Source organism: Streptomyces sp. NPDC046887 (assembly GCF_040644755.1).
GTDB lineage: Bacteria > Actinomycetota > Actinomycetes > Streptomycetales > Streptomycetaceae > Streptomyces > Streptomyces lichenis.
This window is the reverse complement of the sequence record NZ_JBEYXH010000006.1, coordinates 240,454-255,106: the sequence shown is the minus strand read 5'-3', so window position 1 is coordinate 255,106 and position 14,653 is coordinate 240,454. Positions and strand designations below refer to the sequence as shown.

The following is a 14,653-nucleotide window of genomic DNA, read 5'->3' as shown; positions in this document are numbered from 1 at the left end:
GCCGCCTGGGCCATGTCGCGCCCCGAAAGGACCACCTTCCCATGTCCCAGCCCCACGACCGCGGCCCCCGCCCCGACCCCGGCCCCGCGGCTGCCGTGGGCGGGACGAGCGGGACCGTGGGCGGGACGAGCGCGACTGTCGGCGGGAGGACCGCGACCGTCAGCGGGACGAGCGCAGGAGGCCGGTCGGGCGGGGTACGCGGCGGGGGCCGGTGGGCCGTGGCGGGGGCGGCCGAGTAGGGGCCGGGGCGCGCTGGGGGGCCTGCTCCTCGACCAGCCGTACCGCGGTGTCCAGCAGGGAGCGGAAGAGCGGGTCGGTGTCCAGGTCAGCGCGCCAGGCGCACCAGGCGTACGCGGAGAAGGGCGGCTGCCAGGCGAGCCGGCACAGCCGGCCCGAGCGCAGTTCCTCCAGCACGGTGACCGTCGGCAGCAGGGCGATGCCCATGCCGTCGCCGACCCCGCGCTTCACCGCCTCCAGCGGACCGAGCGGCAGTACCCCGCCGGCGGCTCCTCCGGCCGCCCCGGCCCGTAGTCGCTCGAAGGCGAGCTGGGGGCCGTCGGGGTGGTGGGAGCGGAGCACCGCCTCGCCGAGCAGGTCCTCGGTGCGCAGCCGCGTGGAGGCCGCCAGCGGGTGGCCGGGGTGCGCCACCAGGCTCAGCGGTTCCCGGCAGAGCCGGCGGAGGCGGACATCCTCGTCGGTTCCCTCCCCGGTCTCCGCGGACTCCGCCTCCTCGGAGTCGGCGGAGATGTCGACGTAGAAGGCGCAGTCGAGCCGTTCCGCCCGGATCAGGGCGGCCGGGTCGCCGTCCAGCGGCTGGAAGGACAGCCCGCCGCCGGGGTGGCGCAGATGCATATGCTCGATGAGCGGCAGCAGCCGGAAGGTGGTCAGCCCCTCCGCGCTGCCCACGGTGAGCGGTGACCGGTCCGCGTCGTCCGCCATCTCCTGCCGGGCGAACTCGCTGAGCCGCACGATACGGGTGGCGTAGCCGTGCAGCCGCAGTCCGGCGGGGGTCAGCCGCGCTCCGATGCCGGTCCGCTGGAACAGCAGGGTGCCGACCGACTCCTCCAGGGTCTTGATCCGGGCCGTCACGGTGGGCTGGGTGAGCCCGAGGCGGTGCGCGGCCTGGGTGAAGCTGGCGGACTCGGCGACCGCGAGGAAGGCGGTGAGGTGCTTGATGTTCACGCCCGCCACCGCCCCGGGAGGCCAGGGCGGCCGGGACGGCGGGCCGCCGGGAGGCGCCGGTGAGGGCGGCGGGGGCTTGGGGCGAGCGGGGTGGCCCGATGGGCGAGCGGTGCGGATGAGTGGTTCATCGGAGTCTGCCCTTCGGGTACGTCGGCGGGGCCCGAAACCCTGCTGGGAGCGGGTCTATCAGCCTACGTAACGATCGTTCGTTTTTGTTTGCGGACGACCGTATGCGCTACGACTGTGGCAACTCGCCGCGAGCCGCAGGGCGTCGTCGACCCCGTGGAAGGCGAGGTTCCACAGCCGATCCAGCACTTCCTGGAGCCGCGGCCGGGGCCCCGGGGCGCGAGCGTCGTTGTAGGCGCCGATCAGCAGGTAGACGACCAGCTTCTCCAGTTCGGCGAGACGCCCGGGGTCCGGCGGGTCACCCGTCAGGTCGAGCAGCAGGGTGCGCAGGGTGGGCAGCCAGGCGGCCCGCCAGTCGGGGAACTCCCCGGGATCGTCCTGCGCCAGGCGCACGGCGGCGCGTACCGCGGTCTCCTCCTCCAGGAGCCGCCCCAGTTCACGGGTCAGCTCCGCGACCGCCGCCGGACCACCGGACGGTACGGGGCGCAGCCGGTGCATCGCCCAGCGGACGGCGTTGACGCCCGACTCGCAGACCACGTCGGCGAGGGAGCCCTTGGTGGGGAAGTGGAAGGTCAGCGCGCCCATGGTGACGCCGGCCGAGCGGGAGACCCGGGACAGCGAGGTACGGGTGTAGCCGTGCTGGTCGAACTCGGCCGCGGCCGCCTCGATGAGCTGGCGCCGGGTCTGCTCGGCCCGCTCCTGCCTCACCACGGCCGGGCCCTCCCGGCTCCCGGGGCATGGGCGGCGCAGGACCCGGGTGCCGCGCCGACGGGCGAGGCCACGGCCTCGACCGGGGCGGGGATCCTGCCGCTTGGGGGAGTTCGCCGTCGCGGTTCCACAGCACCTCCGGTGCGGTCGGGCACCGGGCCGGAGGCCGGGCACAGGACATGGGTCGACACTCCGGAAGCTACCGGCGGGGCGGGTACGCGTGGAACGACTCCGTCCGATCGCCCTGCGGCTTTGGCATCTCGGCCGGTCCGGTGGGCGGGTCACCGGGCCCTCTGGGTCTCCGGCGGGGCTGCCCTATGCTCCTGAAAGCAAATTCACCGGTAAGTAATTCACCAGCACACGCCCGGAACAGGTGGTGGCGGCGACGATGGCGCAGGCGCTTCGAGGACGTACGGGCGGTGAGCCGGAACTGTGGCGGCAACTGCTGCTGCTGGTGCACCGGGTCGGCCATACGCTCGACCGGAAGTTGCAGCGTGGGCACGGGGTGAGCGCCGCTGAGCACACCACGCTGGCCGCGCTGGCCGGGGGTGCGCTGCGGATGCAGGAGCTCGCCGAGGCGGCCGGGATGAGCCAGTCCACGATGAGCCGCATGGTCGGCCGGCTGGAGGAGGCGGGGCTCGCCACCCGGACGGTCGGCGAGGAGGACCGCCGGGTGATGGTGGCCGCCCTGACCGACGAAGGGCGGGCGCTCCTCCAGGACGTCCAGAAGACCTTCGCCGCCGAGTTGGAGCGCGCCCTGGACCTCGCCGCCTTCGAACCGGCCACCGCCTCACTGGTCAACCGGCTGCGGCACGACCCCTCCGCGCGGACGGACTGAGTCGGAGACTGTACGGGCCGGGCAGCGCGGCCCGGCCCTACCGGGGCTTCTGGGACGCGTACGGCGCACAACGGCTCTGCCCGTGGCGGTACTTCGGGCGCGAGCCCGCCCCGTGCCGTCGCCATGGGGGGAGGCATGGGGGCACGGGGCGGGGGTCTGGGGCGTACGGGGATCCCGTACGGCGATCGCGGGCGGTACGGCGGGGCGGGGTGGGCCGGGCGGTGCGCCGGCGGGTTCGTGGGCGGCGGCCGTGCCCGGGTCCGCGGGGGGGGGAAGGCCCGGCGGCGGTGGCTCAGTTGCCCAGCCGCGGGTCGATCAGCAGCTTGCCGCGGGTGCCGCCGGCCGCCAGCAGCCGGTGCGCCTCGCCCACCGTGGCGAGCGAGAAGACCTCCGCGACCCGCAGCGTGAGCACACCGTCGTCGACCAGGCGGCTCAGCCGGGTCAGCCGGTCGCCGTCCTGCTCCGCGAAGGACATCCGGACGTCGATACCGCGTTCGGCGAGGAGTGGGCGGGTGGGCACGACGGAGACCGCGCGGCCCCCGTCGCGTACGGCGGCCAGCGCCGGGGGGTCGCCCGCGGTGTCGAAGAGGCAGTCGGCCGAGGCCGCCGGGACCGCCGCCCGGTCGGTGAAGACCGCGCGGGCACCGAGGGCCCGGGCCGCCTCCTCGTCGCCCGGGCGCACCAGGGCCTGGACGGTGAGGCCTCGGGCGGCGGCGAGTTGGACGGCGAAGCCGCCGACGGCGCCCACCGCGCCGGTGACCAGCAGGGTGTCGCCGGGCGCGGGGTCGAGCAGTTCCAGCGCCTGGTCGGCGGTGAGTCCGGCCAGCGGCAGGGCGGCGGCCCGCCGGAGGTCGCCGGTGCGCGGGGCGCAGGCCGCCAGCCGCTCGTCCAGAGCGACGTACTCGGCGTGGGTGCCTATCCCGGTGGCCGTCTGCGCCGACATGGCCACGACCCGGTCCCCGGTGGCGAAACGGTGCGCGTCGGCGCCGCACTGGGCGACGGTCCCGGCCAGGTCCCAGCCCAGCACCATCGGGAAGCCGTGGCCGATCCGGGCGGCGGCCCGGCCGGAACGCACCTCGATGTCGACCGGGTTGACCGCGGAGGCGGCGACCCGGACGAGGATCTGGCCTGACCCGGGGACGGGGCGCGGCAGTTCGGCGACCGTCAGCCGCTCGGGCCCTCCGTATCGGGACAGGACGGTGGCGCGCACGTGTACCTCCGAGGACGGGATCTCCGACGCGGTTACTTGCACCGCCCGCACCGGGTTGCTTGCAGAAAAACATAACAGTCGATCGCTTTTTCGGTTCGCCTCCGTCCGGGCCTCGCTACTTCTTTGGCAGGTCGGCGGATGAGCAGCCATGGCCGCCCAGTTGGACTGTGTCGCCATCTGGAATTTTGCTTGCTGATGCATGTAAAGCTCGGCCAGTCCGCACGGGGGCCGGGTCGGTGAACGCTTGGTCGCGGGGGCCATCGGCCCTCGCTGTCAGGCGGGTCGGGCCAGCGCCTCGGCTCGGGCTCCCGGCTGCTGGTGGGCGAGGGCCTGGTAGGCGTACGCGGCGGAGAGCAGGGTCATATGGTGGTGCCACCCCGGGAAGGAGCGGCCCTCGAAGTCGCGCAGCCCGAAGTCGTCGGCGAGGCGGTCGAGGGCGGACCGCACGCCGAGGGAGGCCCCGGTGAGCGCGAGCAGTTCGGGGGCGGGGTGCCGTACCAGGTTGGTCAGCCAGCGCTGCCCGGTGCGCGGGTCGGTGAACAGCCGGTAGGGGCGATGGGCCACCGGTACCCCGGGGCGGAGTTGCCGGGTGAGCGGCGCGGGCATGGAGTCCGGCACCGCCACCAGGAAGTCGGCGCCGCGCGCGTCGAGGCCCACCACCAGTTCCCGCGCGTCACCGTGCCCGCCGAGGTGCGCCACCACGGGCAGGGAGCGCGGGGGGCCGCTGCGCGCCGCGGTGTCGACGAGGTCAAGGGCGTCACCCGAGGGGGTGCGCGGCGCGGCCCGGTCGGGGACCCGGGCACGGAGCCGGGAGGGGCGGCTGGCGAGCCAGGACTCGGGAAGGTGCAGCCGCCAGTCGACGGGCATCTCACCGCGGTCGGTGGCGAGGAACGCGCCCACCGCCAGCTGGCAGTTGACCGCCCGCCCCTCCTGGGCCACGAAGCGGCGGTGGACGCCGCAGGAGTGCATGCCGCGCTTGGGCAGGACGGCCGGGGCGACCACCCAGGCCCGGGCGGGGGCCCGGCGCTCCACATGCCGGGCGAGGTCCTCGCGCACCTGCTTCCAGTCCCAGGGGCTGGCGTTGACGAACTGGTGCAGGGCCTGCGACGCGGTGGGTGAGTCCGACACGGTGGCGGCGAGGCGGCGCATGGTCTTCTTGCCGGGCGTCAGCAGCAGCGCCTGGAGATAGGCGTGCGCCCAGCGGCGCTGGTCGGCGCGCGCCAGACGGCCGAAGAGTTCATCGGTGAAGTCGGTGAACTCGGCGAAGTGGGTTACGTGGGCGAAGTCGGCGACCGACAGGGGCTCCTGGCTGCTCCGGTCCCCCAGCATGCTTCCTCCTTCTCTCGGACGGACGGGCTTCTCTCGGACGGACGGGCTTCTCTCGGACGGACGGGCTTCTCTCGGACGGACGGGCTTCTCTCGGACGGACGGGGAAATAATAGCGATCGTTCGTTTTTTTATTTGCCCGGCGAGAGACCCTCCGAACCACTTGGGCAGGTCGGGCCGGAGGACGCCGGGGCCGGACCGGCGCCCGGGGGTCAGACCGCCGTCCAGCCTCCGTCCACCTGGACGCTCGCCCCCGTGGTGAAGGCGGACCGGTCGCTGCACAGCCAGGCGGCCGTCTCGGCGATCTCCCGAGGACCGGCCAGCCTCTTCTGCACCGGGCGGAGGAGGAACTGCTCCTCCAGCTCCGGCGCCTGGGCGAGGACCCCTTCCAGCATCTCGGTGCGGGTGTTGCCCACCACCAGGGCGTTGACCCGGATCCCGCGCTCACCGTACTGGGCGGCCGCCGCCTTGGTCAGGCCGATCACGGCATGCTTGGCGGCCACATAGCTGGCGCAGGCACCGGTGGCGAGCAACCCGGCGACGCTGGAGGTGTTGACGATCGAGCCGCCACCGCCCTCCAGCATCACCGGCACCTGCTCGCGCAGGCAGTTCCACACCCCGCGCACATTGGCGTCCATCACCTGCTCGTAGACCGCGTCGTCCGTGAGGTGCAGATCGCCGCCGGCGGCCGCCAGTCCGGCGTTGTTGAACGCCGCGTCCAGGCCGCCGAACCGCTCGACGGCGGTGTGCACGGCACGCCGTACGTCCTCCGAGGCGGTCACATCACCCGCGACCCAGGCAGCCTTGCCACCGGCCGCCCCGATCTCCTCGGCGACCCCCTCCAGCCGCTCCTTCCGGCGCGCCATCAGGACCACCGCGGCGCCCTCCTCGGCGAAGAGGCGCGCGGCGGCCGAGCCGATCCCGCTGGACGCCCCCGTGACCATCACCGTGCGCCCGGCGAGCAGCCCTCCGTCGTACCGCATGTCCCCAACCCCCACTGTGTTCGATGTCCTTGCCCGCCTTCCGCCCCGGTCGGCGGGGCGGTCCTGCCCCGGTCAGCCGCAGAGGGCGGCGATCCGCTCCTGGTCCGCCCGCAGGCCTCGCACCGTCTCCGGTACGGCCAGCGCGGGCGCCAGCAGCCGCCAGGCGTTCACCATCCGGCCGGGCAGATCGGCCCGCCCACTCACGACCTCCGAGTACATCTGCGTACCGGTCAGCAGCCCCACCAGCAGCTCGGCGGCCTGCCTCGGGTCGACGTGGTCGTGCAGCTCGCCGCGGCCGCGGGCCTCGATCAGGCACTCCTCGAAGATCCCCGCCCAGTCCCCGTAGGAGTCGGTGACATCGAAGGCGATCACACAGGCGGGGTCGGTCGCCAGCCGCACACCGGCCCGCAGGATGACGTCCTCCTGGAGCCGGCGGGACCACACCAGCGTGGTGTCCACCAGCCGTTGCAGCCCCTCGGCCCCGAGCTGGGGCACGACCACCTCCGGCTGCGCCCGCATGACCTCGTAGGCCAGCTCCTCCTTGGACTTGAAGTGGAAGTAGATCGCGCCCTGGGTGGTCCCGGACTCCTTGACGATCTTGCTGATGCTCGCACCGCTGAAACCCAGCCGGTCGAAGACGTCGGCCGCGGACCGGATGATGTGCGCACGCGTGCGTACGGCGCGTTCCTGCTTCAATACGGCCACGTCGGCTCTCCGCTTCTTCCCTCGACAAACAAAACGAGCACCCTCTATTTTATGAGAGCGCCGCCCTCAGGCCAAGTCGCCGTGGGCGGTGGACCAGTCGTGTTCCAAGGGGAGGGAACCCGCCATGTCACTGACGTTCCACGCGCCCGGCCACAAGACGGTCCCGTCCGGTCCGGGCACCCGCGCCTCCACCGCCTCCGCCTCCGTACCGGCCGACCGCGCCTCGGCCGACTCCGCCCCGGCCGCGTCCTCGGGCCCGGTGACGGCCGCGCTGATCCACAAGGCCGATCCGGAAGAGGTCCTGCTGACCGCCTGGCGGAGGACCGGCGAGGACGCCTTCGTGTTCGCCGCGCGGTGGCCGCGCGCCCACCGCTTCTATGTGACCCCGGACGGGCGTTACACACCGGCGCTGTTCGCCGAAACGGTTCGCCAGACCTTCTCGGCACTCACCCACGCGGCGTACGGGGTGCCCTTCGGGTACCAGCTCATCTGGGACGAGCTGGCCTTCGAGGTCTCCACCGCCGCGCTGTACGTCGGACCGGGACCCGCCGCACTCACCCTGCATGTCAGCTGTGACGCCACCCACTCGCGGCGGGGAGTACTGACGGCCGCGGCCCTGGAGGTGACGGTGGAGCGCGACGGCATGCTCCTCGGCACCGCCAGGACCCGCTTCACCGTGCACCCGGCCACTCTCTACGCGCGGCTGCGCCGGGCCCGTACCGACGCGCGGGGCGCCATGGACGCCGCACCGCGCGCGCAGGCACCGCTCGACCCCGCCGCCGTCGGCCGGACCCGGGCCGCCGATGTGGTGCTCGGCGCCGAGGGCGGCCCGGGCCGCCGCGAGCTGCGGGTGGACACCGCGCACCCGGTCCTCTTCGACCACCCCGTGGACCATGTCCCGGGCATGCTCCTGGTGGAGGGCGTCCAGCAGGCGGCCGTCGCGGCCCTGGGCCCGGACGCCCGACTGCGCTCGCTGAGCATCTCGTTCCAGCGCTTCGCCGAACTCGACGCACCGTGCCACCTTTCGTACCGCGTCATCCGACCGGCCCCGGGCGCGCCCGGCCCCACCGCCCCGGTGGTCCATGTCGAGGCCGAGCAGGACGGTGAGCCGGTCTTCACCGCCACGGCCACCGCCACCGCCACCGGTAGCGCCGAGCAGGGCTGACGGCCCGCGCCCTCCGCCGCCGGGCCGCCCTCCGCCGCCGGGTCGCCGTCCGCCCGGGTCGCCGTCCGGCCGGGTCGCCGCACACCCGGGCCGCCCGCACGACTGGCACCCGCTCCCCCACCACGTAGCATCCTCACCGCGTCCCGCGCCCCCACCACCCCACCGCTCGACCCCGCCCTGGAGGCGTCGCCATGTCCCGCCCGTCCGTCGTCTGGTTCGACTTCGGCGGAGTGCTCTCGCCGCCCCTGGACGACCTCTTCCGCTCCTACGAGCAGCGCGCCGGAGTCACCCCCGAGCAGCTGAGGACCGCCTTCGCGGACGTCTCGGACGAGGTGGGCCTGCCGCCGCTGGCCCCGGTGGAGCTGGCGCTGATGACCGAACGGGAGTGGGGCGGACGGCTGCGGGCGGCGCTGGCCCGGCGGCATCCCGGCATCGACCTCTCCCGCGCCCGCCTGGAGGAGTTCGGGGCGCAGTGGTTCGACGGCCACGGGGCCAACCCGGTGATGGCGGCGGCCTGGCACACCCTGCGCGAGCACGGGATCACCACCGGGGTGCTCTCCAACAACGTCCTGGAATGGCGTACGCACTGGATGCGGATGATGGCGCCGCTGGACGGGATCGAGTTGCTGGTCGACTCCTGCGAGGTCGGCTGCCGCAAGCCGGACCCGGAGATCTACCGACTGGCCACCCGCCGGGCCGGGGTCGATCCGGGCGAGTGCCTGCTGATCGACGACGTCGGGGCGAACATCGACGCGGCCCGGGCGCAGGGCTGGCAGGCCGTCCACTTCACGGATGACGAGCGGACCCTCGCCGAGCTCGCCCGAGCCACCGGGGTCACCTTCCTCTCCCCCGCCGCCGCCTCCTCCGCCCCGCGGTGACCGGTACGCTCCGGGCGCGGGCCCGTCCCCGGGTGATCCCCGCCCTCCGTCGCCTCCGAGGAGTCACGTCATGACCCTGCCCGTGTACCAGGAGCCGACCGTGGACCGGATACCCCGGCTCGATCCGGCCGGCGCCCTGGCGGCGGCGCCCGGGCGCTCACCCGGCGGGCTGCCCCGGGTCGTTCTGCCGAGCGGGCACCTGGCGGTCCACCTCACCCGTTACGAGGACGTGCGCAAGGCGCTGGCCCATCCGGCGCTCAGCCGGGCCGAGGCCAACACCGAGGACGGGCCGCGCTTCCTGCCCACCGCGCTGCCGCCCCAGATGCTGATCAGCATGGACGCACCCGACCATGGCCGGATCCGCCGGCTGGTGACCCCCGACTTCGCGGCGGCCTCGGTCACCGCGCTGCTGCCCGGGCTGCGCGCCCTGCTGGACGAGCGGGTCGCCGCGCTGCGGGCGGCGCCCCGGCCGGACCTGTTCCGGGAGGTGCTGGACCGGGTCGCCCCGGCGGTCACCAGCGGCTTCCTCGGCGTACCGGAGGAGGACCTGCGGCAGCTGCGTACGGCCTCCCGGGTCATCCAGCTGGCGCCCGAGGACGATCTGGCGGGCCTGACCGCCGAGTTCACCCGCGGCCTGGGGTACGCGGCCGCCCTGGTCCGGGGCGAACGGCCGCTGCTGCCGGGCGGGTTGCTGAGCCGGCTGCTGGAGCGGCGGGAGCAGGCCGAACCGGCACTGGACGACGACGAGTTGACCGTCCTCTTCCTCACCCTGCTGGTCACCGTGGACCAGAACACCCTGTCGATGCTGACCAAGGCCGTCTACGCGCTGCTGTGCGCACCGCCGTTGTGGCGCGCGGCGGCCCAGGACCCGGCCTCGGTGCCGAGGATCACCGAGGAGCTGATCCGGCTGCTGCCGCTGGGCGGGCCGGTGGGCTTCCCCCGGGTGGCCCGCGCGGACGTGGAGTTCGGGGCGGGCGCGGTCCGGGCCGGTGAGACGGTGCTGCCGGACGTCTTCCAGGCCAACCGGGACCCGGAGGTCTTCCCCCGCCCCCTGGCCGTCGACCCGGACCGCCCGGCGCGGCGGCACCTCCAGTTCGGCCACGGGCTGCACCACTGCCTCGGCGCCGCGCTCGCCCGGCTGGAGATCAACGAGGTGGTCACCGCGCTCACCGGCGCCCTGCCCGGCGCCACCCTGGACGCCGACCCCGCCGCCCTGCCCTGGGACGAGGGCGCCCTGCTCCGCCGCCCCACCGCCCTCCCGGTCCGCTTCTGAGCCGCCTCGGGCTCTGGTGGGGGCGGTGTGTCGTGGACCGTACCTTCACCGGCGACTTTCAGCCGCCGTGGAGGTACGGTCATGCCGTGGGTGCGACCCCCTCGCCGGCCGGTCGGCCGGCCACGTGTGCTGCACACGGTGCGAGTAGGAGATTTTCGATGACCTCTGACGACCTCGGGTTCCGCGAGCGGATCCGGTCGGACATTCCGCACTCGGCGCGGGTCTGGAACGCCTGGCTGGGCGGCAAGGACAACTACGCCGTCGACCGGGAGCTGGCGGAGGTGGTCGCCTCGGCCTATCCGCAGATCGTCGACATCGCCAAGGCCTCGCGCGCCTTCCAGGCCCGGGCGGTGCGCGCGCTCACCGCGCAGGGGGTACGGCAGTTCCTGGACGTGGGCACCGGGCTGCCGGTCGCGAACAGCACCCATGAGGTCGCCCAGGCCGATGTGCCGGACGCGCGGATCGTCTACGTGGACAACGACCCGATCGTGCTGGCCCACGCCGAGGCGCTGCTGACCAGCACCCCGGAGGGGCGGACGGCCTATGTGGACGCCGACCTGTCGGATGTGGACGCGGTGGTGGACGAGGCGGGCACAACCCTGGACCTGTCCCAGCCGGTGGGTGTGCTGCTGCTCTCCACGCTGGGGCATCTGACCCCGGCCGACGGCATCCGGGTGGTGCGGCGGTATATGGAGCGGATGCCGTCCGGCAGCCATCTGGTGCTCTGCGACACGGTGAAGACCCCGGAGACCCTGGCGGCGCAGGAGGCCTACGACTCCGGCGAGAACCCGCCCTACCTGGTCCGGGAGCCGGAGGAGATCACCGGCTGCGCGGAGGGCCTGGAGCTGCTGGAGCCCGGCTTCGGCTCCATCGCCTTCTGGCGCCCGACGGAGCAGGACCCGGTGGCCGTCGACCAGTGGGGGCTGGTGGCCCGCAAGCCGTAACGGCCCTGACAGCCCTGTCGGAGGGAGGACGGCGGTATGCCTCGGGGCGTACGGCCGTCTCCGTGGCGGTCGGCGCCGGGTCAGAGGGGTGGGGCCAGGACCGAGGTGAAGGGGTGGGCGAGGGGGTCGGCGCCGTCGGTGAGGACGGTGGCGAGTGCCTGAAGGCCGGTCGCGGTCATACCGGCGAGGGCGCGGAACTCACGGGCGAGATGGGCCTGGTCGTGGTACCCGCAGGCGGCGGCCGTATCGGCCCAGGTGGCTCCCGGGCCGGCCGGCCCGGTCAAGGCCCGCTGGAAGCGCAGGACCCGGGCGGCGCTCTTGGGGGCGAGGCCGATCTGCTCCGCGAACAGCACCTCCAGCCGGCGGCGGCTCCGCCCGGTCGCCTCGGCCAGCCGCCCGACCGGCAGCGTGCCATGGCCGGCCCGCAGCAGGGACCACGCCTCCGACACCACCGGTGAGGGCCGGCAGCGGCTGTCCGCCAGACGTGCGGCGATGGCCGCGTCCAGGATCGCCCAACGGCTCTCCCACCCGGACGCCTGGGCGAGTCGTTCGGTGAGGTCGGCGCCCCAGGCCCGCCCCAGGACGTCCACCGGATGGGCCATGGTGTCGGCCAGCCGGTTCAGCGGCATGCCGAGGAGGGCGTAGGCCCCCAGCGGCGTCAGTTCCAGCTGCACCCCGTGGCCGGTACCGCCGGTGCGGCTGATCACCGGGCCGGTCCGGAGCCCCAGCAGCACCGCGTCCCAGCCCCGGCCCGACGGCGGTTCCCGGTCCGAGGCGAGGTCCAGTGGGGCTCCCCAGGTCAGGCAGAGGGTGACCGTGGTCGAGGGGAGGTTCAGCCGGCGCGCGACCGGCGCGGCGCTCATCCGGTAGCCGGTGTAGCTGACCACCTGTCCGCGCAGCCAGGCGGGCGGATGGCGGCGGACCCGGCACGGCTCCGCGCCCGTGTCGGCTGGGTCATGGCGTTCCTCGTGCGGCGCCGACTCGCGGACCATGCTCCCCCGCCCCTCATGGCTCCAGCGGACAGGGCCCCGGCAAGGTGCGCGTTCGTACAAGCCGCGTGGCCGACCGCGGCTCCAGTCTGGTGGTGTCCACGACGGGCCGGGAAGCCGCGAACTCGCCAACCGGGCGGCCGGCGGCCCTGGTCCCGGCCCGTCGCACCCGACCGAATCGAAGGAGTACCCATGCGTATCCGTACGGCTGTGGCAGGACTGGGAATGGGAGCGGCGCTGATCCTGGGCGGTGTGTCGGCACCCGCGCAGGCCGCCGGCCTCGACGGAGCCCCGTCGGCGCTCGGGCCCTCGTGCACCAAGGGCAAGAACCTGACCAACGGCTGGGGGAAGTGCACCACCGCCGGAAGCTACAAGTGGCGCGTCAACGTCGACTGCACGCTGGGCGGTTGGGGATCGAGCAGCATCGTGACCGGCCCGACCCGGACCAACGCGTACTGCAACTGGGGCAATGTGGAACAGGTGACCATCGAGCACTTCTGACCGGCGGTCGTCGGCGGTACGGCACCGCGCCGAGCCGGCCGCTCGGCGCGGTGCCCTCGAAGCGGGCACATCGGCCGGTAACCCTCAAATCTTCCTCAGAGCCTTAGCCGCACCGGGGCAGAGCTGAGCGGTGTGTGCCTAGGGTGATCTTGTCGCGGGGCGCCTGACCAGCGCCTGGATACCGCGAACCGCGTGACGGAGTAACACTGCTGCGAGAGGGACGCACCATGAACGGCATCGACAAGCAGGACCTGGACCAGCTCATCGCCCGGACCTACGACGAGGTCAAGACCGCGGTCAACTCGCACAGTGAGAAGAGCCTCGTCATGTACAGCCAGGCCCTGCGCACCCTGGTGGAGCTGCGCCGGGAGATCACCGCGACGGAACGCGCCGACGGCTGAAACGGGTCGCGCGCCCTTCCGAGGGCGTAGCGCCTCGCGGAAACGTCCGTACGCCCCCACCGCCGCTCGTCGTGAGCGGTGGCCGGGGGCGTCGGGGGTTCGGGGGTGGGGGTCGAGAGGGGTGGGGGTCGGGGCGCGGTGTGGGGGCGCACGCTCAGGCGGTGGTGATGCGGATGGCGTCGACCACCGCCTCGGCCGTGCGCAGGGCGTCCGCCGCGGTGGGGCCGCTGGTCATGACCGAGCCCACCCGGTCCCAGGAGCTGCGCAGTTCGTTGACGGTGTCGCCGGGCTTGAGGTGCAGGGAGAGGGAGAGGACTCCGGGGAGTTTGCGGGCCTCGTCGGTGCCGTCGACGGAGACCACCTCGCCGGGGACCGCCTCCATGAAGCGGACCGCGGCGCCGCCGGCCGCCTGGCGGGGCAGGGGCTCCGGGCGGCGGCCCTGCATGACGGTGTAGAAGGCCCCGGCCAGGTTGATGCCGTACGCCTCCTCGATCAGCATGGGGATGCCGTCGCCGGGGAAGCGGCCGGCGCACTCCACCAGGTAGGGGCGGCCGTCGCTGACGATCCACTCGCAGTGCACCATCCCGCTGCCGAAGCCGACCGCGCGCAGCACCGCCTCGGTCCGGTCGACCAGCAGCGCGTCCAGCTCGGCGGAGATGCCCGCGGCGGGCACGGTGTGGCCCAGCTCGATGGGGCGGGGGCCGGGGAAGAGCACCTTGCCGGTGACGTTGGAGAACAGTGTTTCGCCCTCGCTGACGAGCAGTTCTACGCTGTACTCGTCGCCGTGGACGAACTGCTCGATGAGCATGCGGAGTTCGCGGTCGCGGTCGGGGACGCGGTCGCCCTCGTCCTGGCTGGTGCACTCCTCCCAGGCGGCGTCCAGACCCTCCAGGGAGTGCAGCACCTTGGTGCCGACGGAGGCCTGGCGGTTGGCGGGTTTGAGCACCAGGGGGCCGGGATGGGCGGCGGCGAACTCGCGGACCTCGGCCACGGAGCCCACTTCTCGGGAGGCGGGGTTGAGGACGCCGGCGGCGCGGGTGACGCGGCGCAGCAGGGACTTGTCCCGCATGATGGCGGACGCCCCGGCGCCGGCGCCCGGCACTCCGTAGCGCTCGGCCAGCCGGGCGGCGAACGGGGTGGCGTACTCGACCAGCGGGGCCACCACGGCGGGGGCGAGGTCGGGGTAGGTGTTGAAGAACTCGTCGGCCGCGGCGGGCAGCTGGTACTCCCACTCGATCAGCTCGCGCAACATCGCCGCGCCCTCCAGGGCGTTCTTGACGTCCTGCTTGCGGATCACGTCCGGCTCGTCGATCACGATGACCGAGCCGGGGGCGAACTCCTTGATGTAGGGCAGGACGTTGACGTAGCCGACGATGATCCAGGGCTGCTGCTGCTCGGTCATGGGGTGCTCCTCGATAAGGGGA

General features: G+C 73.7%; 15 protein-coding genes. 7 read left to right on the top strand and 8 right to left on the bottom strand.

Annotated elements, in window-relative coordinates; translation table 11 throughout:
• Positions 1 to 159: 159 nt before the first annotated feature.
• A complete protein-coding gene (locus tag ABZ945_RS09575) occupies positions 160 to 1,182 on the bottom strand; it encodes a LysR family transcriptional regulator (protein WP_361266380.1) in 1,023 nt (340 codons plus the stop codon).
• Between the two features lie 186 nt (positions 1,183 to 1,368).
• Positions 1,369 to 2,019, bottom strand: a complete 651-nt coding sequence (locus ABZ945_RS09570) for a TetR family transcriptional regulator (protein WP_361266378.1) — start codon at positions 2,017 to 2,019, stop codon at positions 1,369 to 1,371.
• Between the two features lie 373 nt (positions 2,020 to 2,392).
• On the opposite strand from ABZ945_RS09570, the gene ABZ945_RS09565 reads away from it, so the two are divergent.
• Positions 2,393 to 2,854 carry a MarR family transcriptional regulator gene (locus ABZ945_RS09565; RefSeq protein ID WP_361266376.1) on the top strand — a complete coding sequence of 154 codons (462 nt, stop codon included), beginning with the start codon at positions 2,393 to 2,395 and terminating at the stop codon, positions 2,852 to 2,854.
• A gap of 292 nt (positions 2,855 to 3,146) precedes the next feature.
• Here the strand turns inward: ABZ945_RS09565 and ABZ945_RS09560 are convergent, their stop codons facing one another.
• The 4 genes from ABZ945_RS09560 to ABZ945_RS09545 all read right to left on the bottom strand — a co-directional run bounded on the left by ABZ945_RS09560 (position 3,147) and on the right by ABZ945_RS09545 (position 7,078).
• Positions 3,147 to 4,064 (bottom strand): NADP-dependent oxidoreductase, encoded by a 918-nt coding sequence (locus ABZ945_RS09560; RefSeq protein ID WP_361266374.1) that lies wholly within the window; start codon positions 4,062 to 4,064, stop codon positions 3,147 to 3,149.
• 273 nt (positions 4,065 to 4,337) lie between these two features.
• Positions 4,338 to 5,393 carry a transposase gene (locus ABZ945_RS09555; protein ID WP_361266372.1) on the bottom strand — a complete coding sequence of 352 codons (1,056 nt, stop codon included), beginning with the start codon at positions 5,391 to 5,393 and terminating at the stop codon, positions 4,338 to 4,340.
• Positions 5,394 to 5,602: 209 nt separating this feature from the next.
• Entirely contained in the window at positions 5,603 to 6,373 is a 771-nt protein-coding gene (locus ABZ945_RS09550) for a glucose 1-dehydrogenase (protein ID WP_361266370.1), read from the bottom strand.
• A 72-nt stretch (positions 6,374 to 6,445) separates the two neighbouring features.
• The gene (locus ABZ945_RS09545) at positions 6,446 to 7,078 is read right to left on the bottom strand and encodes a ScbR family autoregulator-binding transcription factor (RefSeq protein WP_361266368.1); all 633 of its coding nucleotides are present in this window, start codon (positions 7,076 to 7,078) and stop codon (positions 6,446 to 6,448) included.
• Positions 7,079 to 7,202: 124 nt separating this feature from the next.
• Here ABZ945_RS09545 and ABZ945_RS09540 point away from each other — a divergent pair, with 124 nt between their 5' ends.
• The 4 genes from ABZ945_RS09540 (at position 7,203) to ABZ945_RS09525 (ending at position 11,338) form a co-directional block, all read left to right on the top strand.
• The gene (locus ABZ945_RS09540) at positions 7,203 to 8,243 is read left to right on the top strand and encodes a ScbA/BarX family gamma-butyrolactone biosynthesis protein (protein ID WP_361266366.1); all 1,041 of its coding nucleotides are present in this window, start codon (positions 7,203 to 7,205) and stop codon (positions 8,241 to 8,243) included.
• 191 nt (positions 8,244 to 8,434) lie between these two features.
• On the top strand, positions 8,435 to 9,121 hold the full coding sequence (locus ABZ945_RS09535) for an HAD family phosphatase (RefSeq protein ID WP_361266364.1): 687 nt from the start codon (positions 8,435 to 8,437) through the stop codon (positions 9,119 to 9,121).
• A gap of 70 nt (positions 9,122 to 9,191) precedes the next feature.
• Positions 9,192 to 10,394 (top strand): cytochrome P450, encoded by a 1,203-nt coding sequence (locus ABZ945_RS09530; RefSeq protein ID WP_361266362.1) that lies wholly within the window; start codon positions 9,192 to 9,194, stop codon positions 10,392 to 10,394.
• Between the two features lie 158 nt (positions 10,395 to 10,552).
• The gene (locus ABZ945_RS09525; RefSeq protein ID WP_361266360.1) at positions 10,553 to 11,338 is read left to right on the top strand and encodes an SAM-dependent methyltransferase; all 786 of its coding nucleotides are present in this window, start codon (positions 10,553 to 10,555) and stop codon (positions 11,336 to 11,338) included.
• 80 nt (positions 11,339 to 11,418) lie between these two features.
• On the opposite strand, the gene ABZ945_RS09520 is transcribed toward ABZ945_RS09525, so the two are convergent.
• A complete protein-coding gene (locus ABZ945_RS09520) occupies positions 11,419 to 12,330 on the bottom strand; it encodes a helix-turn-helix domain-containing protein (protein ID WP_361266358.1) in 912 nt (303 codons plus the stop codon).
• Positions 12,331 to 12,519: 189 nt separating this feature from the next.
• Between ABZ945_RS09520 and ABZ945_RS09515 the strand changes: the two genes are divergently transcribed.
• Positions 12,520 to 12,828 carry a hypothetical protein gene (locus ABZ945_RS09515; protein WP_361266356.1) on the top strand — a complete coding sequence of 103 codons (309 nt, stop codon included), beginning with the start codon at positions 12,520 to 12,522 and terminating at the stop codon, positions 12,826 to 12,828.
• Positions 12,829 to 13,055: 227 nt separating this feature from the next.
• Positions 13,056 to 13,229 (top strand): hypothetical protein, encoded by a 174-nt coding sequence (locus tag ABZ945_RS09510; RefSeq protein ID WP_361266354.1) that lies wholly within the window; start codon positions 13,056 to 13,058, stop codon positions 13,227 to 13,229.
• 154 nt (positions 13,230 to 13,383) lie between these two features.
• Here the strand turns inward: ABZ945_RS09510 and ABZ945_RS09505 are convergent, their stop codons facing one another.
• Complete coding sequence (locus tag ABZ945_RS09505; RefSeq protein WP_361266352.1) at positions 13,384 to 14,631, bottom strand: ATP-grasp domain-containing protein; 1,248 nt, start codon at positions 14,629 to 14,631, stop codon at positions 13,384 to 13,386.
• Positions 14,632 to 14,653 lie beyond the last annotated feature (22 nt).